This window comes from Streptomyces avermitilis MA-4680 = NBRC 14893, assembly GCF_000009765.2.
Taxonomy (GTDB): Bacteria; Actinomycetota; Actinomycetes; order Streptomycetales; family Streptomycetaceae; genus Streptomyces; species Streptomyces avermitilis.
This window is the reverse complement of the sequence record NC_003155.5, coordinates 2,560,880-2,583,407: the sequence shown is the minus strand read 5'-3', so window position 1 is coordinate 2,583,407 and position 22,528 is coordinate 2,560,880. Positions and strand designations below refer to the sequence as shown.

The 22,528-nt window shown below is 72.4% G+C and carries 18 protein-coding genes and 1 pseudogene; 9 read left to right on the top strand and 10 right to left on the bottom strand.

The genetic code is table 11. The annotated features are described in order from the left end of the window. The first annotated feature begins 74 nt into the window (after positions 1–74). Positions 75–779, top strand: a complete 705-nt coding sequence (locus tag SAVERM_RS11120) for a ThuA domain-containing protein (RefSeq protein WP_010983556.1) — start codon at positions 75–77, stop codon at positions 777–779. Here the strand turns inward: SAVERM_RS11120 and SAVERM_RS41430 are convergent. Then, positions 776–3,124 carry a hypothetical protein gene (locus SAVERM_RS41430; RefSeq protein WP_237528762.1) on the bottom strand — a complete coding sequence of 783 codons (2,349 nt, stop codon included), beginning with the start codon at positions 3,122–3,124 and terminating at the stop codon, positions 776–778. The genes SAVERM_RS11120 and SAVERM_RS41430 overlap by 4 nt on opposite strands. A gap of 98 nt (positions 3,125–3,222) precedes the next feature. Next, a complete protein-coding gene (locus SAVERM_RS11110) occupies positions 3,223–4,272 on the bottom strand; it encodes a LacI family DNA-binding transcriptional regulator (RefSeq protein WP_010983554.1) in 1,050 nt (349 codons plus the stop codon). A 429-nt stretch (positions 4,273–4,701) separates the two neighbouring features. Between SAVERM_RS11110 and SAVERM_RS11105 the strand changes: the two are divergent. Together SAVERM_RS11105 and SAVERM_RS45520 are read left to right on the top strand one after the other, a co-directional pair. Further along, a pseudogene (locus SAVERM_RS11105) lies at positions 4,702–6,253 on the top strand (carboxylesterase/lipase family protein). Between the two features lie 416 nt (positions 6,254–6,669). Further along, the gene (locus SAVERM_RS45520; RefSeq protein WP_063823068.1) at positions 6,670–7,824 is read left to right on the top strand and encodes an ADP-ribosylglycohydrolase family protein; all 1,155 of its coding nucleotides are present in this window, start codon (positions 6,670–6,672) and stop codon (positions 7,822–7,824) included. A 56-nt stretch (positions 7,825–7,880) separates the two neighbouring features. On the opposite strand, the gene mmuM is transcribed toward SAVERM_RS45520, so the two are convergent. Together mmuM and SAVERM_RS11090 are read right to left on the bottom strand one after the other, a co-directional pair. After that, on the bottom strand, positions 7,881–8,822 hold the full coding sequence (gene mmuM, locus SAVERM_RS11095; protein ID WP_010983551.1) for a homocysteine S-methyltransferase: 942 nt from the start codon (positions 8,820–8,822) through the stop codon (positions 7,881–7,883). Positions 8,823–9,012: 190 nt separating this feature from the next. Next, positions 9,013–9,342, bottom strand: coding sequence for a hypothetical protein (locus tag SAVERM_RS11090; protein WP_010983550.1), 330 nt, complete (start codon positions 9,340–9,342; stop codon positions 9,013–9,015). 376 nt (positions 9,343–9,718) lie between these two features. On the opposite strand from SAVERM_RS11090, the gene SAVERM_RS11085 reads away from it, so the two are divergent. Continuing rightward, a complete protein-coding gene (locus SAVERM_RS11085; protein WP_037647248.1) occupies positions 9,719–11,128 on the top strand; it encodes an RICIN domain-containing protein in 1,410 nt (469 codons plus the stop codon). Positions 11,129–11,140: 12 nt separating this feature from the next. Here SAVERM_RS11085 and SAVERM_RS11080 read toward each other — a convergent pair whose 3' ends face one another. Next, positions 11,141–12,817, bottom strand: coding sequence for a rhamnogalacturonan lyase B N-terminal domain-containing protein (locus SAVERM_RS11080; protein WP_010983548.1), 1,677 nt, complete (start codon positions 12,815–12,817; stop codon positions 11,141–11,143). Positions 12,818–13,008: 191 nt separating this feature from the next. Between SAVERM_RS11080 and SAVERM_RS11075 the strand changes: the two genes are divergently transcribed. Both SAVERM_RS11075 and SAVERM_RS11070 read left to right on the top strand, forming a co-directional pair. Further along, positions 13,009–14,052 (top strand): rhamnogalacturonan acetylesterase, encoded by a 1,044-nt coding sequence (locus tag SAVERM_RS11075; protein WP_037647251.1) that lies wholly within the window; start codon positions 13,009–13,011, stop codon positions 14,050–14,052. Between the two features lie 102 nt (positions 14,053–14,154). Continuing rightward, positions 14,155–15,864, top strand: a complete 1,710-nt coding sequence (locus tag SAVERM_RS11070; protein ID WP_010983546.1) for a DUF2264 domain-containing protein — start codon at positions 14,155–14,157, stop codon at positions 15,862–15,864. Here the strand turns inward: SAVERM_RS11070 and SAVERM_RS11065 are convergent. Continuing rightward, positions 15,850–16,836, bottom strand: coding sequence for an alpha/beta fold hydrolase (locus tag SAVERM_RS11065; RefSeq protein ID WP_010983545.1), 987 nt, complete (start codon positions 16,834–16,836; stop codon positions 15,850–15,852). The genes SAVERM_RS11070 and SAVERM_RS11065 overlap by 15 nt on opposite strands. A 258-nt stretch (positions 16,837–17,094) precedes the next feature. On the opposite strand from SAVERM_RS11065, the gene SAVERM_RS11060 reads away from it, so the two are divergent. From SAVERM_RS11060 to SAVERM_RS11050, 3 genes are all read left to right on the top strand, one after another. Next, the gene (locus tag SAVERM_RS11060) at positions 17,095–17,616 is read left to right on the top strand and encodes a hypothetical protein (RefSeq protein ID WP_010983544.1); all 522 of its coding nucleotides are present in this window, start codon (positions 17,095–17,097) and stop codon (positions 17,614–17,616) included. Further along, positions 17,613–18,398, top strand: coding sequence for an isocitrate lyase/PEP mutase family protein (locus SAVERM_RS11055; protein ID WP_010983543.1), 786 nt, complete (start codon positions 17,613–17,615; stop codon positions 18,396–18,398). Before SAVERM_RS11060 ends, SAVERM_RS11055 begins: the two co-directional genes overlap by 4 nt. Positions 18,399–18,474: 76 nt before the next feature. Continuing rightward, positions 18,475–18,894, top strand: a complete 420-nt coding sequence (locus tag SAVERM_RS11050; protein ID WP_010983542.1) for an NUDIX hydrolase — start codon at positions 18,475–18,477, stop codon at positions 18,892–18,894. Here the strand turns inward: SAVERM_RS11050 and SAVERM_RS11045 are convergent. The 4 genes from SAVERM_RS11045 to SAVERM_RS11030 form a co-directional block, all read right to left on the bottom strand. Beyond that, positions 18,881–19,651, bottom strand: coding sequence for a hypothetical protein (locus SAVERM_RS11045; RefSeq protein ID WP_010983541.1), 771 nt, complete (start codon positions 19,649–19,651; stop codon positions 18,881–18,883). The two genes, SAVERM_RS11050 and SAVERM_RS11045, sit on opposite strands and share 14 nt — an antisense overlap. Before the next feature lie 37 nt (positions 19,652–19,688). After that, a complete protein-coding gene (locus SAVERM_RS11040; RefSeq protein WP_242432233.1) occupies positions 19,689–20,975 on the bottom strand; it encodes a hypothetical protein in 1,287 nt (428 codons plus the stop codon). A 134-nt stretch (positions 20,976–21,109) separates the two neighbouring features. After that, a complete protein-coding gene (locus SAVERM_RS11035) occupies positions 21,110–21,931 on the bottom strand; it encodes an alpha/beta fold hydrolase (RefSeq protein WP_010983539.1) in 822 nt (273 codons plus the stop codon). Next, entirely contained in the window at positions 21,924–22,508 is a 585-nt protein-coding gene (locus SAVERM_RS11030; protein ID WP_010983538.1) for a TetR/AcrR family transcriptional regulator, read from the bottom strand. Before SAVERM_RS11030 ends, SAVERM_RS11035 begins: the two co-directional genes overlap by 8 nt. Between the last annotated feature and the right edge of the window lie 20 nt (positions 22,509–22,528).

The following is a 22,528-nucleotide window of genomic DNA, read 5'->3' as shown; positions in this document are numbered from 1 at the left end:
TCGCCAGGCGGTCCGAAATTTTCGGTCCCCTCGCGTCGGTGGGCCGCACCCCGCTGCGGAAATAGGCTCCGCCCATGCCCTTCCGCGTTCTCGTGTACACCCGCACCACCGGATACCGGCACGATTCCCTCCCGGACGCCGTCGCCGCCGTACGCTCCCTCGGGGCCGCGCACGGCTTCGACGTCGACGCCACCGAGGACCCCGCCGCCTTCGAGGCACCCCTCGACGCGTACGGCGCCGTCGTCTTCCTCTCCACCAGCGGCGAGGTCCTGACACCCGAGGGACGTACGCGCCTTGCGGCGTACACACGCAAGGGCGGTGGCTTCGTCGGCGTGCACGCCGCGGCCTGTACGGAGGACGCGTGGCCGTACTACGGCGAACTGCTGGGGGCGCGGTTCGCGCGCCATCCCGCGTACCAGCCGGGCAAGGCGGTCGTCGAGGACCGCGATCACCCTTCGACCCACCACCTGCCCACGGTGTGGGAGTTCACGGACGAGTGGTACGACTTCCGGACCACTCCTCGCGGTTCGGTGCGCGTCCTCGCCTCCGCCGACGAATCCTCGTACGACGGAGGCGGGATGGGCGACGACCACCCGCTGGCGTGGTGCCGCGACCAGGGCGCGGGCGCGGGCCGGGTCTTCTACACCGCGCTCGGCCATGCCTCCGAGGCGTACGGGGACCCGGACTTCCGCGCCCATCTGCTCGGCGGCATCCGCTGGGCCGCCCGCGAGGTCCAGGCGTATGGCCCTGTCCGGCGTGACCCGCCGGACCGACCCTAGGACGTCGGCTCGGGGCCGTACGCGGTCAGGAAGCGGTCGCGGAAGGTGTCCATCCGCCACTCCGGGGCGTCGGAGGCGGGCTTGAGACCGTCCGTCCAGCCCCAGTCCGAGATCCGGTCCAGTACGCCCTGGTCGTGCGCGACGATCGCGATCGGCACGTCACGGCCGGCCTTGTCGCCCGTGACGGTGCGGTTGGGCTGGTGGTCGCCGAGGAAGACCAGCACGGTGTTCTTGTTGCCGTGCTTCGCGACGTAGTCGACGAGGCTGGTGACCGAGTACTGGATGGCCTTGCGGTACTCGTCGCGCACCTTCGCCGGGTCCTTCCACACCTCCTTGGGATCCTTGCCCGCGTCGTGGATGGCGTCGTAGACCGAGCCGTCGCCGACCTGGTCCTCGGGGATCGTCTTCGGGATGGGGGCCCACGGGTTGTGGCTGGAGGTCAGGATGATCTCCGACATCAGCGGCTTGCTGTGCTTCTTGCCGTGCTCCAGGCGCTCGAAGGCCGCCAGGCTGTACTGGTCCGGCACCGGTGACCAGCTGAACTTCGGTCCCTGGTAGCCGAGTTCGCGCGAGTCGTAGATGTGGTCGAGGCCGAAGAACTTGCCCTCCGGCCAGGCGCGCGTCACGCCCGGCATGATGCCGACGGTGCGCCAGGCGTCCGTGCGGCGGAAGGCCTCGGTGAGGGTCATACGGTTGCCGGAGGTGAGGTTGCGGTAGCGCTGCTGGTTCTTGATCCACAGGCCCGACAGGAACGTCGAGTGGGCCAGCCAGCTGCCGGCGCCCGCGACCGGGGAGCGCAGCCAGCCGCTCTGGGACGAGTAGCCGGCGTCGCTCAGTTCCTTGGTCTTCGCCGTGAGCGTCTCGTTGATCGGCTCGGTCATCGCCGGGTCGTCGATCGCGCTGCGGCCGTAGCTCTCGATGAACGCGAAGATGACGTCCTTGCCGCGCAGTCCGGTCAGCAGCTGGTCGGACGGGGTGTCGGCGAAGGCGTCGACGGAGGCCTGCCGGGCGAAGGCCTGCCCGTCCTTGATGCCGGCCCGCACCGCGTGCGCGCGGTTCTCGAGGAGTGTGGCGGCGCTGCGCGAGGCGACCGGCACACCGGCGACCTCGAGGGTCAGCACCGAGCAGGTCATCCATGCCGTGCCGAGCACCAGGAGCGTACGGCCCGCGAAGTGGCGCCTGCTCGCCATCAGCCGGGTCAGCCGGACGACCGACCAGGTCATGAGCGCGATCACCGCGACGGCGAGGGCGATGGCCCCGATCATGACGGCGAGCGCGCCGCCCCCGCCGATGGAGTCCTTGAGGAACGACTCGGCGTCGTCCAGCAGCACCCAGTCGAGCACCAGGTCGAAGGGGCGCTCCAGCGACCAGTAGAAGCCCATGTCGAGGAACTTCAGGATGGTCAGCAGACCGAGCCCGACCCCGCCGACCACCGCCAGGATCCGGCGGGGCTTCGGCGGCAGGACGAGCAGAAGGGCGGCGCCGAGGATCCCCTCCGCGGGGATCCGTACGAACCGGGAGGGCGTGAAGCGAGCGAGGTCGTTCGGCACGAGAAGCGCGAAGAGCACGAGGGCGACGGCAATCCCGGTGGCTGTCCAGGCGAGGACACGAGCGGCGTCGGGGTGCTTGCCACGCCAGCCGGGGCGGGCGGGGGCGCTGTCGGGAGTGTCCGGGTCGGGAACTGCCGCGTCGGGAGTGTCCGGGTCGGGAACCGCCGCGTCGGGAGTGTCCGGGTCGGGAACCGCCGCGTCGGGAGTCGACGGGTCGGGAACCGCCGGGTCCGGGTCGGATTCCGGCACGGCGCTGGTGTCCGGCGCGGCTTCGGATCCGGCTTCGGCTCCGGCTCCGGCTTCCGCCTCCGCTGCCGCTTCCGGACCAGGAGCGGTCTCCGGAGCGTCGTCGGCCTTGGGGGTGCCGTCCGTCGCAGAGGCGTCGGCCGACTTGGGGGTGCCGTCCGTCGCAGAGGCGTCGCCCGGCTCGGGGGTGCCGTCCGCCGTGGAGGCGTCGCCCGGCTTGGGGGTGCCGTCCGTCGTGGAGGCGTCGCCCGGCTTGGGGGTGCCGTCCGTCGCAGAGGCGTCGCCCGGCTTGGTCGTGTCCTGCGCCGCGGAGGCGCCGGGGGCCGTGTCCTGCGCCGCGGAGGCGCCGGGGGCCGTGTCCTGCGCCGCGGTGGCCTCACCGGCGTCGGGCTCGGTGTCGGCCGGCGCGGCTTCCTCATCGTCCCGGTGTGCGTCGTCCCGGTGTCCGTCCTCGGCAGGTTGCTGCTCCGGAAGTACGGTCGGAGTCGGGTCCTCCGCCGTGGGGGTGTCGTCCTTGTCCGGGAGTTGCCGGGAGCTTGTGTGGGACAACCCGAAGGTCCTTCCGTGCGTTGCCTGGTGAGGGTGCGGCGGACCAGGCCGGGGAGACAGGACCGCCACTGTACGTACGGCCGGACGACGCCTTTCGTTCACCCCTCGGTGGCGCGGTCACGCGGCGGCGCCGTGCTCGCCCGTTCCACCAGCCGTGTCGACAACTCCGTCCGGGTTCCCTCCGGCCGTTCGCCCGCCATCATGCGGACGAGCAGGCGCACCGCGGTCGCCGCCATCTCCGCCAGCGGCTGCCGAACCGTCGTCAGCCCCGGCGAGGCCCATCGCGCCTCGGGCAGATCGTCGAACCCGACGACGCTGATGTCGTCCGGCACCCGCAACCCCCGTTCCGCCAGCGCCTCGTACACCCCGAGCGCCATCCGGTCCGAGCAGACGAAGACGGCGGTCGGCGGCTCCGGCAGGTCCAGGAACTCCCGCATGCGCCGCCGGGCGACGGCGGGGTCGAAGTTGCCGTGGCGCACATACTCCGGACGGTGCCGGACCCCCGCCGCGGCCAGCGCCGAGCGGTACCCCGCGATCCGCGCGCCGCCGCACATCTTGCGCCGGTGGCCGCCGATGGCCGCGATCCGCTCGTGCCCGAGCGCCAGCAGGTGCTCGGTGGCGCTCATCCCGCCCTGCCAGTTGGCCGCCCCCACGGACACCACCCCCGCCGGCGGTTCGAGCTCCGGGTCGATCAGTACGTACGGGATGCGGTGCTGATCCAGCCAGGCGTACTGGGGCGGTGTCAGTTCGGCGAGGTTGAACAGCACGCCGGACGAGCCGCGCGCGGACAGTTTGTCCAGCCAGCCGCGTTCCGGGCGCCCACCCCTGGTCCGGGTCAGCCCGGCCGAGACCACCACCTCAAGGCCCGCCTCATGAGCGGCCTCCTCCACACCGTGCAGCACCGCACCCGACCGGGAGCTCTCCAGCGAGTGCACCACCAGGTCCACCAGGCCCTGCGACTTCGTCGTGTCGAAGCGGGGTCTCTTGACGTAGCCGAGCCGGTCGAGTGCCTCGGTGACCCGGCGGCGTGTCTCGGGTGCCACGTCCTCCCGGCCGTTGACCACCTTCGAGGCCGTCGGCACCGAGACGCCGGCCTCCCGTGCGACGACCGCGAGGGTCGGTCCGGCCATGCTTCCGGTACGGACCATGAGCCCACCTCTCCGGCCCCGTCCCGAGGGCCAGCTCCAGCCCGCCGGGGCGAGTGAAAGTTTCGAACGGCGACGGTCGGGTCGGCGGCAACAGACCGTCTAGCAAGCGCTTTCTAGAGTAGGGGCGCGTGAAGGTGGCGTGGAAGACCGGGGGTGCGGACAGTTGCGCCCGCCGCGAAGAGCGGACCGCGGCCGACACATATCCGTTCGGGCGGCGCGACACGGAAATGATGTGATGCGGTGAGGAGGTCAGTCCCGCCGTGGTGAGGAGAGGGCCGTATGAACCGTTCGGACGGTGTGACCGGGTCGGAGGGACCGACGGATCGAGGGGAACGGGCGGGCCGGGCCGACCCGGTCGACCCGGTCGACCGGACGGGCCGTGCGGTGGACCCGGCGGTGGACCCGGCGGTGGACCCGGCGGCGGACCCGGTGGTCCGTACCCCGTACGGAGCGGTGCGCGGCCGGTACGAGAAGGGGGTCGCCGTCTTCCGCGGCATCCCCTTCGCCGCACCGCCCTTCGGCCACCGCCGGTTACGACCGACCGATCCGCAGGAGCCGTGGGACGGGGTGCGCAACGCCGGAGCGTTTGGCCCCACTCCGCCCAAACCGCAAGTACTCGGAGGCGTTCGCCCGTTTCTTGTCCGACCCGGTGGTGGCCGGGGACGACTGCCTCAACCTCAATGTGTGGACACCGGAGCCGGGTCGTGGCGCCCGGCTCCCGGTCATGGTGTGGATCCATGGCGGCGCGCTGACCCGCGGCTCGTCGGCGGTCCCCGTCTACGACGGCAGTTCCTTCGCCCGCGACGGCGTGGTGCTGGTCTCCTTCAACTACCGCCTGGGTGTGGAGGGTTACGGCCTCTTCCCGGACGCGCCGCCCAATCCCGGCCTGCGTGACCAGCTCGCGGCGCTGGAGTGGGTGCGCGACGCCGTCGCCGAGTTCGGCGGCGACCCCGACCGGGTGACCGTCTTCGGCGAGTCCGCGGGCGCGATCAGTATCGGCGCCCTGCTGGCGAGCCCACGCGCCCGGGGCCTCTTCCGGCGGGCGGTGCTCCAGAGCGGGCCGCCCGAGTCGACGGAGCGGGACAAGGTGCGGCGTCTGGTGCGGCGGATGGCGGTGAAGCTGAGGATCCCGGCGACCGCCGCGGCGTTCGCCGAGGTGGACCGCACCCTGCTGGCCGAGGCGCAGGCGGAGGTCGGCCGACTGGCGGGCCCCGTCCTCGGCGGACCGGCCTTCGGCATTGTCGTGGACGGTGACCTGGTGCCGAGCGATCCGCGGGAGGCGCTCCTCGGCGGCCTCGCCCGGGACATCCCCCTGCTGCTGGGCTGGACCAGCGAGGAGCACCGGCTGTGGCTCGCACCCACCGGGCTCCTCGAACGTATCGACAGGCTCGGCCCGGTCGCCCTGGCCGGCGCGATGGCCCGCTGCCGCTGCGGCCCGGAGGTCCCACGCGGCTATCGCCTCGCCCACCCCGGGGCCCCCACCTCCGATCTGGTCGGCCATCTGGTCACCGACCATCTGCTGCGCGTTCCGCTGCACCGGCTGGCCGACTCCCGTACGGGCCACGCGCCCTCGTACGTCTACGAGTTCGCCTGGCGCTCGAACCACCCCCGCCTCGGCGCCTGTCATGCCCTGGAGCTGGGCTTCGTCTTCGACACGGTCGATGTGCCGGACTCGGCGAAGCTCGCGGGACCCGACGCGCCGCAGGAGCTGGCCGACGCGATGCACGCGGCCTGGGTGCGCTTCGCGGTGGACGGCGACCCGGGCTGGCCGGCCTGGGACGACTCACACCCGGTCCGGGTCTTCGGCGCGGACGAGGAGCTCGTGCACGGCCCGCGCGATGCCGAAGTCGGCCTGTGGAAAGCCGAGTTCACTCGTCCGGCAGCCACGCCCGCACCCGTGTCGCCCCCTCCGCCCGGTCCGCCCGCGCGTGGCAGGGCACCGCTGTCGGCCGTACGTTACTTCCGTCGCTCGGACGTATGACATACCGTCAGGCCGTCGTCCCTGCACGGCGACACTTCGTCGAGGCGGCGTCCGGCCCCTGGGCCATGACCTCCAGGCGGGGCGGGCGGGCCGCGCTCGACGGCGACACAGGTTAATCGTTCGCGGCCTGATCGCCGTACGGGCAGCATGGCCCGCGATGACATCCGACCACCAGCCCGACCGGCTCCCGTCCGCCTCCGCCTCCGCCGCCTCCTCCTCGTCCCCCTCCTCCTCGTCCCCCTCTGCCTCCGCCACCCCCTTCGACCCCTTCGATGTGCTCGCCGCCACGCGCGACTGCTTGAACGGTCTCGCCGTGGGTGATGCCTTCGGCGCCCAGTTCTTCGTGCCCGACAACCTTCCGGCGCTGCGCGAGCGGCGGCTGCCCCCGGCGCCGGGCCCTGGCCGACGACACGGAAATGGCCTGCTCCATCGCGCGTGTCCCGCGCACGGCGGGCTTCGACCAGGACGCGCTGGCCCGGTCCTTCGCCGAGCACCACGACTTCGACCGGGGCTACGGCCCGTCGATGAATCGGCTGCTGCGCCTGGTCCGGCAGGGCGAGCCCTGGCGCGACCTGGCTGCCGGGCTCTTCGAGGGACAGGGTTCCTGGGGCAACGGGGCCGCGATGCGGGTGGCCCCGCTGGGGGTCCGGTTCGCCGCGGACCTGCCCGTGGCGGCGGAGCAGGCGGCCCGTTCGGCCGAGGTGACGCACACGCACCCGGAGGCCGCGGCGGGCGCGATCGCCGTGGCGGTGGCAGCCGGCTTCGCCGCCCGCGGGCGCGCCGAGGCGGTCACCGGGGCCGGGCTGCTGGATGTCGTCCTGGACCTCACGCCCGCGAGCAAGGTGCGCGCCGGGGTGGAGCAGGCGCGCCTGCTCCTCGACCAGCCCCATGTCGAACTCGCCGCGCACACGCTCGGCAACGGCCGACTGGTCAGCGCCGTGGACACCGTCCCGTTCACCCTGTGGTGCGCGGCCCGGCATCTCGACGACTACCCGGCCGCCCTCTGGGCCTGCGCCGCTGCCGGTGGGGACGTGGACACCACGTGCGCGATCGTCGGCGGGATCGTCGCCGCCCACGTCGGCACCGCGGGCATTCCCGCCGCCTGGCGGCAGCGGGTCGAGCCCCTGCCGCCCTGGTTCTTCGGCCATGCGGCGGCCTCCTGGTCCGCCCTGGCCCGCACGCTGCCCGGCGAACGTCACCCCTGTGTGTGCTGCGGACGCCTCGTCCACGACCGGCCGCCCGGGTCCCACGACATCTGCCCGCTCTGTTTCTGGGAGGACGACGCCGTCCAACTGCGCCTGCCGGCCGCCGCCTACGGGCCCAACCGGATCTCCCTGGTCGACGCCCAGGTGAACGCACGCGACATCGGCGCATGCACACAGCGCGACCTTAGCTTCGTCCGGCCGCCGCAGCCCGACGAACCCGTCGACCCCGACTGGCGGCCGATCGACCCCCTGCGCGACCGGTTCGAGGACCCGGACGGGGAGACGGACGCGCGGCTGCCGTGGCCCACCGACCACACCACCCTCTACTGGTGGCGGCCCACCTTCTGGAATCCCTGCGGCCGCTGACGTCACGACCCCTGCGGCCGCTGACGTGCCGGCCCCCCCCCGCGGCCGTACCGACGTCACTCCGTCGGCCGGGCGCGCCCTTGCTCGCCCAGCGTCCCCGCGATCGACGTGATCGCTGCCGGGCCCACCCGGCAGCATCCGCCGATCAGGCGTGCTCCCGCCCGCCGCCAGCCGGTGACCTGCTCGGCGGTGAACGTGGAGCGGCCGCTCCAGGCGCGGGCGCCGGCGTCCCAGGTCTCGCCGCTGTTCGGGTAGACCACCACGGGCTTGCCGGTCACGCGCGCGGCCGTCTCGACCGCGCCGTCCACGTCCTCGGGGGCGCAGCAGTTCACGCCCACCGCGATCACCTCGTCCGCTTCGGCGGCCGGGGCGAACGCCTCCTCCAGGGACTGGCCGGCCCGGGTGCGGTCACCGGAGACGGAGTACGACAGCCACGCCGGCACGCCGAGACCGCGTACCGCCCGCAGCAGGGCCTCGGCCTCGTCCGCGTCCGGCACCGTCTCCAGCGCCAGGACGTCGGGTCCCGCCGCGGCGAGCACCTCCAGGCGCGGCCGGTGGAAGGCCTCCAGCTCGGCGACCGTGAGCCCGTACCGGCCCCGGTACTCGGAGCCGTCCGCGAGCATCGCCCCGTACGGGCCGACCGACGCCGCCACCCACAGCGGTCGCGTGACGCCGTCGGCGCGGGCCCGCACCGCCGCCTCGCGCGCCAACCCGACGCTGAGGCCGAGGAGTTCGGCCGCGCGCTCTTCCGGAATGCCGCGCTTGGCGAAGCCCTCGAAGGTGGCCTGGTAGCTGGAGGTGATCGCCACGTCCGCGCCCGCCTCGAAGTAGGCGAGGTGCGCCTCGGTGATCGCCTCGGGCCGCTCGGCGAGCAGCCGTGCCGACCACAGCTCGTCGCTCAGGTCGTGCCCGGCCGACTCCAGCTGGTTGGACAGGCCGCCGTCGAGCACGACAGGGGCGGCGGCGAGGGCTTCGGCGAGGGTGGTGCTCCTGGTCATACGGACGACGGTAGTCGAGCCGCCGCGACAATCCACACCGCGTTGTGTTCAGTGAATGAACAGATTGACCACGATGTGGGATGCGGGGGAGGCGATCCCTCCTCTCGGCCGCGGCCCAGCCGTACTGGCTCGCCAAGGGCACCCGCGAGCGAGCTCGCGGAGCGGGGTGTGACCGTCGCCCACCCCCGGCTCAACGGGAGGCCGCGTGCCGCCGTCCACCGCGCCGCCGCGACCGATTCCGCCGGACCACCGGCACGGCGAGCGTGGCCGCCGGCGGCGCGAGCAACAGGGGCCACCACGCGCGGGCGCCCTCGTTCTCGCCGACGGCGGCGGTGCTCTTCACGGAGGGGGCGGCGGACGCCGACGGTGCCGCGCCCCGCCGCTTCTTCGTCATGGTCTTCAGGACCACGTCATTGCCGTCGCCCCCGCGATAGCCGATCCGGGTCCCGGCCGGCACGGTCACCACCGCGTCGCCGGTGAGCGTCACGTCCCGGCCCGTCTTCTGGAAATGGCTGCGCACATCACCGGAGACGGGCCGGGCGGCCGCCGATAGCAGAAAATCGCGGTGGTCTCGTCCGACAGGAAATTCGCGGTGGCCTCGTCGTCCGCGCCGCGACTCGGAGAAGCGGGGCGCCCCGGCCGACCGCCCGGGGCGCCCGTACCGTCCCGTCCACCCCGTTGACCTCACCGCAGTCCGCGCTTACCTTTTCGGCGGTCACGACGTTCGCAATCGCAGATAAGGTTCGACATACCGGACGGACGGTCACTGCATGAGCCGCACGAGCCGCATGAGCCGCACAAGCCGCCTGAGTCACACGAGCCGCAGTGGGCAACTCCCCGACCCCCACGACCCCCGCGAACCCCTCACCCGCACCGCCGTAAGGAGAGCCCCTGGGTTGAGACGTGTGTACGTGATCCTCTTCGCCCTGTGTCTCGCGTTCGCCGGCGCCCTCACGACCGCGGGCCCGGCCCGGGCGGCGGCCCAGACCCTCACCAACGGCACCCAGTTCACCGACACTTCGGGCAACGGCGTGCACGCGCACGGCGGCGGGGTCATCAAGGTCGGCGGCTACTACTACTGGTTCGGCGAGGACCGCAACGCCGACAACACCTTCAAGTACGTCGACGCCTACCGCTCCACCGACCTGAAGAACTGGGAGTTCCGCAGCCACGTCCTGACCCAGGCCGGCGCGAGTGAGCTGGCGAGCGCCAACATCGAGCGTCCGAAGGTCATGTACAACGCGTCCACCGGCAAGTTCGTGATGTGGATGCACAAGGAGAACGGCACCGACTACAGCGAGGCACGCGCCGCGGTCGCGGTGTCGGACACGGTCGACGGCACCTACACCTGGCAGGGCAGCTTCCAGCCGCTCGGCCAGTACATGTCCCGCGACATCACGGTCTTCGTCGACACCGACGGCACCGGTTACATGGTGTCCGCCGCCCGTGAGAACTACGACCTCCAGATCTACCGGCTCACCGCCGACTACACCGGCATCGACAGCCTCGTCGCCGACCCCTGGCACGGCGGACACCGCGAGGCACCCGCCCTCTTCAAGCGGGGCGGCGTCTACTTCATGCTGACGTCGGGCGCCACGGGCTGGAACCCCAACCAGCAGCAGTACGCGACCGCCACCTCCCTGGCCGGCCCCTGGACCGCGATGACGAACGTCGGCGACTCGACGGCGTACGGCTCGCAGACCGCGTACGTCCTTCCCGTGCAGGGCACTTCGGGCACCTCGTACCTCTACCTGGGCGACCGCTGGGGCAACTCCTTCGGGGGCAGCGTCAACGACTCCCGTTACGTCTGGCTGCCGTTGACCTTCCCCACCTCGACCAGCCTCAGCATGAGCTGGTACCCGGAGGTAACCGTCGACACGGTCGCCGGCACGATCAGCGGGACGAGCGCCACGTACGAGACGCTGACCGCCCGGCACTCCGCCAAGTGCGCCGACGTCCCCAGTCAGTCACTGCTCACGGGCGTCGCGCTCACCCAGTACACCTGCAACGGCGGCAACAACCAGAAGTTCTGGTTCAAGTCCGTCGCCGGCGGCTACTACGAGCTGATGGGCCGGGGCAGCTCCCTGTGCCTCACCGAGAACGTCACCGCCGTCACCCAGGAGAACTGCACCGCCGCGACCTCCCAGCAGTGGTCGCTCACCACCTCGGGCGGCTACGTCAGCCTCAAGTCCCGCGCGAGCGGCGAATGCCTGGACGTGTCCGGCGCGTCCACCGCCAACTCCGCCGCGCTGATCACGTACACCTGCAACGGAGGCACCAACCAGCAGTGGACGCGTGGCACATGACGGTAGATCAGGTCAGGCGAGGAGGTCGAGCGCGTCGATCGACGTCCCCGCGCTGAGGTAGGCCGTCGTTCCCGAACCGCTCACCACGTCGATCTTCAGCACGTTGTACTGACTGGTGTCCGTGAGCCAGGCGGCGGCCGGGACGCTGTAGGTGAACGTGTAGTTGTTGCCCCGGTACGACCCGACGGTCAGGGAACGGGTGCTCGGCTGGGTGGGCGGCGAGGGGATGGCCGACACCCAGTCGTTCACCGTGACCCGTGGCCGGCCGTTCGCGTACGCCGTCGTCACACCGATCCGCAGGGTGTGCGCGGCGGCGGCCTGCGCGGCGGTCAGCTTGAAGTACACCAGCAGACCGCTGTTGACGTCCTTCCAGATGTACGCCGGGAAGGACGAGGTCTCGCCGCCGCTGCCGATCACCACGTTGCCGGTCCAGGCGGCGGCCCGGGGATCGGAGGGGTGCGCGTACGTCATCAGCGCCGCGTTCTTGAACCCGCTCGGCGTGCCGTCCCAGGTGCCGATCCGCCAGATCGCGCTCGCGTTGCCCGGGTCGTTCGACGAGGGGATCGTGATCGTGTTGAGGGTGGTCGTGGCGCCCGCGGTCACCGTCACCGAGGCGCTGTGGACGGAGAGTTCACCCTTGAAGACGGTCAGCGTGTACGTCCCCGGCAGGACCCCCGCGATCGAGAAGTAGCCGTCGGAGGATCTCGCCGAACCCCAATACTGGGCGGCGGAGTTGGCGAGCCCGACCGTGTACGCGTACGCCGTGTTCCGGCCCGAGATGCCGACGCCCGCGACCTTGCCGCGGCCCCCGGCGGCGACGTACCCGAAGATGCCGAGCGAGTCCGCCCACGAGGTCGTGAGGTTTCCGGGGTACAGCGACGACGAGGGGGCGCCGCCGTCCGTGAACGCGATGACGTACGGGCCCTGGAGCCCGAACCGCTGCGCCTCCGTCTGGTTCTCGCCGTAGTAGAGGATCTCGTACAGGCCGCCGCCGTCCGCGCTCTGGTGCCGCAGCAGGGAGCGGTAGAAGGGGCCGCCGGAGGCCTTCTCGTGGTTGCTGCGCACCATCCATAAGCCGACGGCGCCGGTGCTCCAGCCGATGTAGTCGTAGTCGACGACGCGGAGCTTCGAGTAGTGCTTCGAACGGGTCTGGCCGTCCGCCTTCGCGAACACGTCCGCGGCTTCGACGGTGGTCGGCGCGTACGTGTAGGAATCGGGCTCGTCGTTGAGGAACAGACCCGCCTTGACGCGCACGATGTAGCGGGTCGCGCTGACCGACGTGTCCGCCTTGTTGGTCCACACGTAGACGTTGTTCTCGCCGCTGCGGGCCGCGTAGTAGTGCTTGAGCGTCCCGTACGTGACGCTGACCAGGATCGTCGAACCGGACTGCGCGATCGTCACGGCGGAGGTGCCGAGGCCGGACTCGACGTGCGAGTTCTTGCCGCCGTAGCCCTGGTACTCGGTGCCGCGGTAGACGAGCGAGGTCAGGTCGCCGTTGGTCTTGCTGACCTTGAAGACGAGGTTCGCGCCGGTGTCGACGACGTAGTTCGAGCCGTCGTCCGTGTAGCCGAAGCCCGCGGCGGACGCGGGGGGCGCGAGCGGTCCGGCGAGGGCCGCCGTGCCGGCGGCGGCCGCGCCGCCGAGTACGAAGGTGCGGCGGCGGACCGGCCTGTTGGGGGAACCGGACATGCGGGGGTGCCTCCTTCGGGAGGTGTGGGGGTGCGGGTGTCTGGCAGGGTGGCAGTTGAATCGATTTCGCGAAAGGCCTTTCACGCGCGGGGAGTTGACGGTGATGTGAAATTGAGCCCTCTACTAGAAAGCGCTTGCCGCTAGCGGTACGGTCCAGCCGTCAGGTCTGTCGTCCTGTCGGAGGAGCCGCAATGAGACGTTTCACCACCGCCGTGCCGGCGGTGCTGGCCGCCGTCACCGCCCTGTCGGCGGTGCCGGCCCAGGCGCAGGCGCACGAGGGGCGGCGCGCCCCGGGCCTGGAGAACTGCACCGCCAGCGCCTGTCACTTCGACGTCGCGCCCGGGACGTACGACGTCCGCGTGCTGCTCGGCGGCGACGCGGCGGCCGGTACGAGCATCAGCGGTGAGGCGCGGCGCTCCCTGCTGCCCGAGACGGCCACGGAGGCGGGCGAGCGCGTGGCCCGCGGCTTCACGGTGAACGTCCGCACGCCGGAGGGCGAGCCCACCGGCGCCGACGGCACGCCCGGCCTCGACCTGGTGCTCGGCGGCGCGGCCCCCGCCCTGGCCGGTATCAGCGTCACGCCCGCGCGGCACCCGCGGCAGATCTTCCTGGTCGGCGACTCCACGGTCTGCGACCAGCCCGGCGACCCCTACTCCGGCTGGGGGCAACAGCTGCCGCAGTACCTCCGCAAGGGGCTGTCCGTCGCCAACTACGCGGACTCCGGCGAGAGTACGGTCACCTACCTCGCCGACCCCGCGCTCTTCCCGACCGTCCAGCCGCTCATCCGCAGGCACGACCTGGTCCTCATCCAGCTCGCCCACAACGACAAGACGACGGACGAGGCGACGTACCGCGCGAACCTCGAGACGCTCGTCGCGGGCGTCCGCGCGAAGGGCGGCGATCCGGTCCTGGTCACGCCCATCGTGCGCCGCTGGTTCAACGCCGACGGCACCCTGAACAACAACACCGCGCTGCTGGTCAACGGCCTCGGTGTGGACCACCCGGCGGTCATCCGCTCGGTCGCGGCGGCCGAGGACGTGCCCCTGATCGACCTGACGGCGAAGACCAAGGCACTCGTGGAATCCCTGGGTGTGGAAAGATCAAAATCGATCTATCTCTACAACGAGAAGCGGGACAACACGCATACTTCAGTGCAGGGGGCGACCCTGTACGCGGGTCTGGTGCGCGACGAGTTGGTGGCGCAGCATCTGATCCCGGAGAAGCAGGCGAGGTAGCCCCCTCGGAGGCAGCCCTCCGCCCGAACCCCTGGGGCGTCCCGACCGGAACCGGGGCGCCCCAGGCTCCTTTCGCAGCCGAGCGACGCGAGACAGGAAGCCATGCAGCCGTTCAGGTCGCCCGCCACGCCGCCCGAGGACCGCACCCTCAGCCCGTACACCGGCCACACCCGCGCCCACTGGGAGGCGACCGCCGACGCGCTGCTCGCCGCCGTGGCCCCGTACGCGACCGAGGACCAGGCGCTCTACCACCTGCCCGGCGACCGCCCGAGCTGGTCCGGCAGGCTCTCCGACGGCCTGGAGGGCTACGCTCGTACGCTGCTGCTGGCCGCCTTCCGCCGGGACGAGAAGGCCCTGGAGCGGTACGCGGACGGACTCGCGGCCGGCGTCTCGGGCGTCTGGCCGCGCATCGAGCACCGCGGCCAGCCCCTCGTCGAGGCGGCGTCCGTCGCCCTCGCCCTGCGCCTGACCCGGCCCCTGCTCTGGGACCGCCTCTCCGACGGGGTGCGACAGCGCGCGGCGGCCTGGCTCGGCGACGCGCTGACCGCCGAACCCTGGCCCTGCAACTGGGAGTTGTTCCCGGTGACGGTCGGCGGCTTCCTCCAGGAGATCGGGTACGAGCCGGACGACGCACGGGAGGCCGTCGACCGGGGTCTGGAGCGCATCGAGCAGTGGTACGTCGGGGACGGCTGGTACACCGACGGCGACGGCCGGGCCTTCGACTACTACAACGGCTGGGCCATGCACCTGTACCCCGTCCTGCACGCGTGGCTGGCCGACGACGCGCGGCTGCTGGACCTGTACGGCGGCCGGCTCTCGGCCCATCTCACCGACTACGCACGCCTGTTCGGCGCGGACGGAGCCCCCCTGCACCAGGGCCGGTCCCTGACGTACCGCTTCGCCACGACGGCCCCGCTGTGGCTGGGCGCGCTGACCGGCCGTACGCCCCTGCCGCCCGGCGAGACGCGCAGGCTGGCATCCGGCGCGCTGCGGTACTTCCTCGACCGGGGCGCGGTGGACGACCGGGGCCTGCTGACCCTGGGCTGGCACGGCCCCGACTCGGCTGTCTTGCAGGGCTATTCGGGCCCGGCGTCCCCGTACTGGGCGAGCAAGGCGTTCCTGGGCCTGCTGCTCCCCGCCGACCACGAGGTGTGGACGGCACCGGAGGAACCGGGTCCGGCGGAACGCGCCGACGCCGTCACGCCGATCGCCGCCCCCAACTGGCTGCTCCAGTGCACGCGTTCGGACGGGGTGGTGCGCCTCCACAACCACGGCAGCGAGGACGTCCGCTACGACCCCCACTACTCCCGGCTCGCGTACTCGACGGTGACGGTTCCTTCGCCGGCGTACGACAACACCGTGACCGTGGGCGGCGATCCGAGCCGTACGTCGATCGAGCCGCTCGGCGTGGGCGAGGGCTGGGCGGCCTCCCGCCACACGGCCGGCGAGGGTGTCCGGGTCACGAGTCTGGTCGTGGCCCGTGGTGCGGTGGAGGTGCGCGCCCACCTGGTGGCGGGCGCCGCGCCCGGGACGCCGGTGCGGGTCACGGGCTGGACGCCGGCGCAGGGCCTCGGCGCCGAACTCCTGCCCGGCCACAACCTCTCCGGGGACCTCACGGGCGTGACGGCGGACGGACCGACACTGTTCACGGCCCTGGCCCGTCTCACGGCGGAACAGGACCCCGTGCCCCTCGCCGAGGCGGTGTCCGTGCGGGTGGCGGACCCGGGAGAGATCCGGGTGAGCTGGACGGACGGCCCGGAGGTACGGATCCGGCTGGGCGACGGCGAGGTGGCCGTGTCAGCCGGGCAGTGAGGCGAGCCAGTCCGTCAGCAGCCGGTTGGTGTCCTGCGGGCGTTCCTGCTGGAGCCAGTGGCCGCAGCCGTCGAGGATGTGCGAGGAGACCAGGCCGGGCAGCGTGACCGGGTAGGCCTCGATCGCATCGGCAAGCCACTGGGTGGAGGCGTCCAGACCACCGCCGATGAAGAGGGACGGCTGACGGACGGGAGCCCCGTCGAAGGGAGCGAGGTCCTCCCAGTCCCGGTCCATGGCGCGGTAGCGGTTCAACGCCCCGCTCAGGCCGGTCCGTTCGAACTCGCCGGCGTAGACGTCGAGGTCGGCCTCGCTCAGCCAGGCGGGCAGCCGGCCGGCGGGGAACCGCTCGCGCAGCGTTCCGCCACGGCGTACGAAGTGCGGATCCGGCGCGTCGGGCGCGGGCATGGTGTCCGCCGACAGGGCGGCGTAGAAGCCCGCGAGCCAGCCGCGGACGTCCGGTTCGATCTCGGCCTCCGCCCGGCCGGGCTCCTGGAAGTAGGAGACGTAGAACTCCTCGTCCCCGCCCATCCCCGCGAAGATCTCGCTGGGCCGGGGGCCGCCGCGCGGGGTGTAGGGCACGCTCAGCAGCCCCACCGCGCGGAACACGTCGGGCCGTACCAGGGCCGAGGTGGCGGCGATGTTCGACCCCCAGTCGTGGCCGACGATCACGGCGGTCCGCTCACCGAGGGCGTGCACCACGGCCACGTTGTCCTCGACCAGGTCGAGCATCCGGTACGCGTGCACCGCGTTTGGCCGGGAGGAGCGGCCGTAGCCGCGCACGTCGACGGCGACCGCGCGGTAGCCGGCCGCCGCCAACGCGGGCAGTTGGTGCCGCCAGGAGTACCAGGACTCCGGGAAGCCGTGCACCAGCAGGACCAGCGGCCCGGTGCCCTGCTCCACGAGGTGGATCCGTCCCGCGGGTGAGGACACCAGACGGTGGGTGAGCGCTGTGGTCCGCGGGGTCTGCGGCATGGATCCTCCCGGTCGTTCGGCAATCAGCTACGACCGAGATCATGCGTCGGGCGACGCGGCGGACACGAGAGGTGTTGCCACTTCGGCAAAAAGCGGCGCCGCGGGGCTACGCCGTCGGCGTGAGGCGCCCGATCCCCAGCGTCGTCGTGGCCGGCGAGGCGCCGGTAAGCGCGCGCCGGCGTAGGACGGGGTGACGGGCGCGCACGCCGCGGGGATGGTTCGGCGGGCGCCGAAGCGTTCCGCGTCTAGCGTTCCGGTATGAACGATTCCGCGCAGGAACGCCTGAGGGAAACCGGCACCGAAAACCCGGCCGCGGCCGTCGTCGCCATGGTGGACCACGTCCTCGACCTCGCCGCGACCTGGACCGCCTGGGACGGGAAGCCCGCCCACGTCGACGACCGCGTCTACACCCCGCACAAGGCGATCCGCCGCGTCACCGACCTTCCCCAAGCTCTCAACTCCGTTCGAGCAGGGGATACCCCGATCCTCGACCACCTGGCCGAGCTGGAGGCCCGGCTCGTGGGCGAGGAGCCGCAGCCCGACCACTGGCACGCGTCGGCGAGCACGACGGAGGCGGATCTCGCGCCGTTCACGCCCGAGGATCTCGACGAGGCACGCAGCCGACTCACGCGGCTCGCCCGGATCTGGGCGAACCGGCTCGGCACACTGACCGAAGGGCAGCTCGACGACTCTCCGGCGCAGGGCTGGAGCTTCCGCCGACTGGCCGAGCACCTCGAGGAATCGACGTACTACGCCGACGCCGTGGGCAGGTCGGCGTGACCCGGCAGGCGGACGTGACCTCGTTCTCCGCACTCCATCACGCCGACGCGCCCCTGCTGCTCCCCAACGCCTGGGACCACGCCTCGGCGGCGGCCCTCGCGGCCCAGGGTTTCGAGGCGGTCGGTACCACCAGCCTCGGCGTCGCCGCGGCGGCCGGTCTGCCGGACGGCACGGCGGCGACCCGGGAAGAGACGGTACGGCTCGCCCGGCAGCTCGGCGGGGGCACCTTCCTGCTCTCGGTCGACGCCGAGGACGGGTTCGGCCACGACCCGGACGGCGTGGCCGAGTTGGCGCGCGAGCTGGCGGCGGCCGGGGCCGTCGGCATCAATCTGGAGGACGGCCTCGCGTCCGCGAAGCTGCACGCGGCGAAGATCGCCGCGGTCAAGGCCGCCGTACCGGACCTCTTCGTGAACGCCCGCACCGACACGTACTGGCTCGGCGACGGCGGCCACGCCGAGACCTGCCGCCGCCTCGACGCCTACCGACAGGCCGGCGCGGACGGCGTGTTCGTCCCCGGGCTGAGCGACCCGACCCGCATCACCGCCCTGGTGAAGACCCTCGACGTGCCGCTCAACATCCTCTACTCACCCCTGGGCCCCACCGTCGCCCAACTCGGGGACCTCGGCGTACGAAGGGTGAGCCTCGGCTCCCTGCTGTACCGGCGGGCGCTGGGCGCGGCCCTTGACGCCGCCGCGGACATTCGGGCGGGACGACCGCCGCGGGGCGTCGCGCCGACGTACACCGAGATTCAGGCGCTCAGCGCGGAAGGCCCGGACGCCTAGCCTGATACGGTTGAAGCTTTCGTGGGTATCAGACCCTTTGGACTCATCACCGGCGAGGGACCGAGGAACCATGGACATGGACATCCCCGGCGACAAACGACTGGCGGCCGCCGTCGTGATGGATGACGAGGGGCGCGTGCTCCTGGTGCGCCGCAGTGAGAGGGAACGGTTCCTGCCCCGCGTGTGGGGCGTCCCGTGCGGGAAGCTCGAACCGGACGAAAGTCCCCGGGACGGCGCCCTGCGTGAGCTGAAGGAAGAGACCGGACTCCGCGGCGAGGTGGTCCGCAAGGTCGGCGAGTCGTCCTTCGTCAGCGACTATCGGGGGCACGAGACCAAGAACTGGCAGGACAACTTCCTGGTCCGGCCGCTGTCCACGGACATCACGCTCCCCGCGCCCGACCAGGCGTACGCGTGGCTGACACCGTCGGAGCTGTCGAGCGTCGACATCGACGAGTACAACCTGGACATCGTGCGCCAGGCCCTCACGAACTCCTGAGCAGCTCCGCCAGGCCGCCCAGTTCCGCCAGGTAGCCCGCCACGTCGAGCGGCACCTTCGGGACCGTTCCCGGATGGGGGCCGGCCGCCGTGAACACATCGGTGTGGCGCCGCCGTTCACTCCCCGTCTCCAGGAAGAGCGTCACCGTCGGTACGTCCGTGTCGCACCAGGCGCGGTGCAGGGTGTGCGCGGGCAGGGCGTAGGCGCTGCCCGCCGTGTACTGACCCACGTGTGTCATCCGCAGCCGGGCCGGGCCCGCGGGCTCCAGCAGCCAGTCGGCCGACCGGTCCGCCAGGGACTCCCTGTAGCGGGCCGCCGCCATCCCGCCGCCGCCGCGAGGCTCGCCCTTCCCGTTCCGCTCGTCCTGCCCGTTCCGCTCGTCCTGCTCGTACAACTCCATGGTCAGCCGGCCCCGGACCACGTAGGACGCCAGCGGGGAGCGGTGGTTGTGGATGTCCTCCTTGCCGATCGCACCCGCGCCGGGGTGCCACAGATGGGCGCGCAGCATGTGCCGTGGACCGCCGTCGATCAGCAGGAGCTTGTCGAAGCCGAGAACGTGCCGGTACGACAGCCGGGCGCAGCCCTCGGGGTCCCCCTCGCCGCAGGCCAGTTCGGAGATCAGCTCCAACAGTCGCTCCGTCGAGCCCAGTTCGGCGACGACGGTACGGGCGGCCGCCACCAGCTCGTGCTCGGGCCGTTCGCCGTCCAGCGCCTGCGCGAGCCGCCGCCGCGCCGCCAGGACCTGCCGACCACCCATGCACTCACCCTCCAACAACCCGTTGACGCCACCGACTTCAGCTTCCAGGCTGATACATCCATACGGCATGCGCCCGCAGCGCCGAAAGGCCTTGATAGGTCATCCACATGGGCCGGCGCAGCTCGCTGCTGTCGTCGCGCACCCAGGCCCAGATGCCGTCGGTCTGTCCCGCCCACACGGCTGTGACCGCGCCGTCCAGCCGCTCCCGCCACGCCTCCTCGATCCCGTCCTCGCGGGCGAGCTCGCGCGCGCCCGGGGTGAGCAGGGCGCGCACGATCCAGGAGGCGGTGAAGTGCCGTACGTTCAGCACCTCGTGGCGCGAGGGGTCGTCTGCGCGCGGGCGCCGTACCTCCTCCCGGAGGTTCTCCAGGTCCAGGCAGGTGTCGTGCGGCTCGTCCGCGCAGGCCAGCAGCCAGCGCACGCCGTCCTCGCGGGCCGCGCGCGCGTTCGCGCTCTCGCCCAGCACACGGGCGGCGCGGTCGAGGGCGACCACGGCCTGCGCGGTGTGCAGCGACGACGGCCGACCGTGCACCGGCACCAGGCGGTGGCTCCAGCAGCGGCGGTGGTCGCGCTGCGGGTCGGTGATCGCACCGCCGACGAGGGCCTCGCGCAGCAGGGGGAGGGCGGCGGAGCGGGGCGCCGCGCGCAGCAGTCCGCGCAGCACGGTCGTCACCACATGGGTCAACTCGCGTCCCGTACGGTCGAGTTCGGGCGTGAACCCGGCCTCGCACAACGCCACCTCGGCCGCCAGCCGGTCCCGCGGGGCGCCGGCCCGGGCCAGCGCGCCCAGCACCAGGGCGGTGACCTCCGGCCGGGCCGCGGTCCCCTGGGACCGCGCCGACCAGCCGCCGTCCGGCAACCGCAGCCGCCACAGGGTGTCGACCAGGTCGCCGGTGCTGAGCCGCCCGTCGGGCACGCCCAGGTCGAGCATGATGTGCAGCCCGTAGGCGGTGCCGACCGGGGTCGGGCGCACGGGCGTGGCCTCGCCGAGGGAGTGGGACCAGCCGGTGAGCTGCCCGCGCACCGGGTCGTCGACCACGGTGACCTGATCGGCGAGGGTGTCGTAGGCGCCCGTGAAGATCTGGGGGAGCGGGCCGGGCGCGGTGGTGGACGGGATCGGCGCGGGGCCGGGGGCCGACGCGGTGGCCCGGGCCCGGACCAGCGCCGCCGCCAGCCAGGCCGCGGCGGCCGTGCCGAGCCCGCTGACGCCGGCGATCACATACTTGGCGGGGGTGCCGGTGACGCTGTCGGGCAGCACTCCGAACAGGAACTGGAACACTCCGTACCCGGCGGCCGCGCAGCCGAGGCCACCGAGCCAGCCCACGAACCTCGAGGGTCGCGAACCGCCGGGCGTGACCGGCGCCGGGTCGGACCTCGACGGTCCGCGTCTCAGCTGTTGTTGAGACAAGGCGCGCTCCCTCCCCCAGGGCGGCACGTGCTACCGGCGAAGCTTTCAGTCTAAGTGGTCAGCGGTACGCCTGGGGCACCGGCCGGAAGCAGTGTCTCCGCGAGCTGGTCCGCGAACTCCACGGGGTGTTCGACCGCCCCGACGTGACCGCCGGGGAACTCGACGAAACCGCTGCCGCTCAGCTCGGCGGCCAAGGAGGCCGTGCGGTGCAGCAATTGGCCGCGCGAGTCGGCGCCGGCGCCGAGGGTGAGGCGCGGGGACAGGGCGGTGAGTGCGGTCACGTCGGGCTCGTAGGCGGTGAACTGACGCAGGACGCGCGTGAGGAAGAGCGGCATGGGGTGGGACAACTCGTCGGCGGGGGAGGGGGGTTGGGCGGCGCCGCCGGGCGGTTCGCCGGGAGTCGTTCCCGTCAGCCCGGCGCCCAGTCGGGCCGCGGCCGCCTCCAGGCCCGCCGCCCGGTAGACCTCGTACACCTCCGCGAACATCGCCCGTTGCGCGGCCGCGTCGTCGAGCACCGCCACCACCGGCGGCTCGTGCGCGACCACGTGCCGCAGCCGCCGCGGGTGGCGGGCGAGCAGGTCCAGTGCGGCGATGGCGCCCGAGCTGCTGCCGAAGACGTACGCCGACTCGCCGTCCGGCAGGACCGCGTCGAGCACCCGGCGCGCGCCCTCGCTCCACGCCTGGGCCCGCTGGTCCTCGACGGGTTCGCCGAGCCGTCCGTGCGCGAGGCCGAGCGGGTCGTACGTGACGACGGTGAACCGCGTGGCGAGGCGCTCCGTCATCCCGTCGAGCCCCATCGGATGCCCGGCCCCGCCGGGGACGACGAGCAGCACGGGCCCGCCGCCGCACACCTCGTAGTACAGGTCAGTCACGGTCCCTCTCCTGTTCGGGCCAGTGTTCGAGGAGTGCGTGGAGGGCGTCGATGGTCCGCTGCCAGGACGCCAGTACGTCACGGGGCGCACCGAATCCGCCGGCCGCCTCCAGGGCGCAGTAGCCGTGGAAGGTGCTGCGCAGCAGTCGTACGGCGTCGGTCAGGTCGGGCTCTTCGAGGCCGTAGGCGCGCAGCATGCCGTAGGTGATCTCGGCGGTCCGGTGGAAGGCGCGGGAGGAGGCGACGAGGGTCTGGTCGATCCGGATCTGGGTCGCCGCGTACCGTCCCGGCCGTTCCAGGGCGTACTCCCGGTAGGCGTCGGCGAAGGCGGCCAGGGCGTCCTTGCCCGAGCGGCCGGCCACCGCGGCGGCGATCCGGTCGATCATCTCCTCGCCGGCCAGCAGGGCGACCCGTGTGCGCAGATCCTGCACGTTCTTGACGTGCGAGTACAGGCTCGCGTCCTTCACCCCGAACTGCCGTGCCAGCGCGGACACGGTGACGTTCTCGAAGCCGACCTCGTCCGCGAGGTCGGCCGCGGCCTCCACGACTCGATCGACCGTCAGCCCGACACGAGCCATGAGCCACCACCTCCACCTGA

What these genes read in the sequence shown, in the direction of transcription:
- SAVERM_RS11030 (WP_010983538.1), bottom strand. Translation starts at nt 22,508, where the DNA reads ATGGCTCGTGTCGGGCTGACGGTCGATCGAGTCGTGGAGGCCGCGGCC.
- SAVERM_RS11075 (WP_037647251.1), top strand. Translation starts at nt 13,009, where the DNA reads ATGAGACGTTTCACCACCGCCGTGCCGGCGGTGCTGGCCGCCGTCACC.
- SAVERM_RS11120 (WP_010983556.1), top strand. Translation starts at nt 75, where the DNA reads ATGCCCTTCCGCGTTCTCGTGTACACCCGCACCACCGGATACCGGCAC.
- SAVERM_RS11065 (WP_010983545.1), bottom strand. Translation starts at nt 16,836, where the DNA reads ATGCCGCAGACCCCGCGGACCACAGCGCTCACCCACCGTCTGGTGTCC.
- mmuM (WP_010983551.1), bottom strand. Translation starts at nt 8,822, where the DNA reads ATGACCAGGAGCACCACCCTCGCCGAAGCCCTCGCCGCCGCCCCTGTC.
- SAVERM_RS11045 (WP_010983541.1), bottom strand. Translation starts at nt 19,651, where the DNA reads ATGGGTGGTCGGCAGGTCCTGGCGGCGCGGCGGCGGCTCGCGCAGGCG.
- SAVERM_RS45520 (WP_063823068.1), top strand. Translation starts at nt 6,670, where the DNA reads ATGGCCTGCTCCATCGCGCGTGTCCCGCGCACGGCGGGCTTCGACCAG.
- SAVERM_RS11070 (WP_010983546.1), top strand. Translation starts at nt 14,155, where the DNA reads ATGCAGCCGTTCAGGTCGCCCGCCACGCCGCCCGAGGACCGCACCCTC.
- SAVERM_RS11080 (WP_010983548.1), bottom strand. Translation starts at nt 12,817, where the DNA reads ATGTCCGGTTCCCCCAACAGGCCGGTCCGCCGCCGCACCTTCGTACTC.
- SAVERM_RS11050 (WP_010983542.1), top strand. Translation starts at nt 18,475, where the DNA reads ATGGACATCCCCGGCGACAAACGACTGGCGGCCGCCGTCGTGATGGAT.
- SAVERM_RS11110 (WP_010983554.1), bottom strand. Translation starts at nt 4,272, where the DNA reads ATGGTCCGTACCGGAAGCATGGCCGGACCGACCCTCGCGGTCGTCGCA.
- SAVERM_RS11060 (WP_010983544.1), top strand. Translation starts at nt 17,095, where the DNA reads ATGAACGATTCCGCGCAGGAACGCCTGAGGGAAACCGGCACCGAAAAC.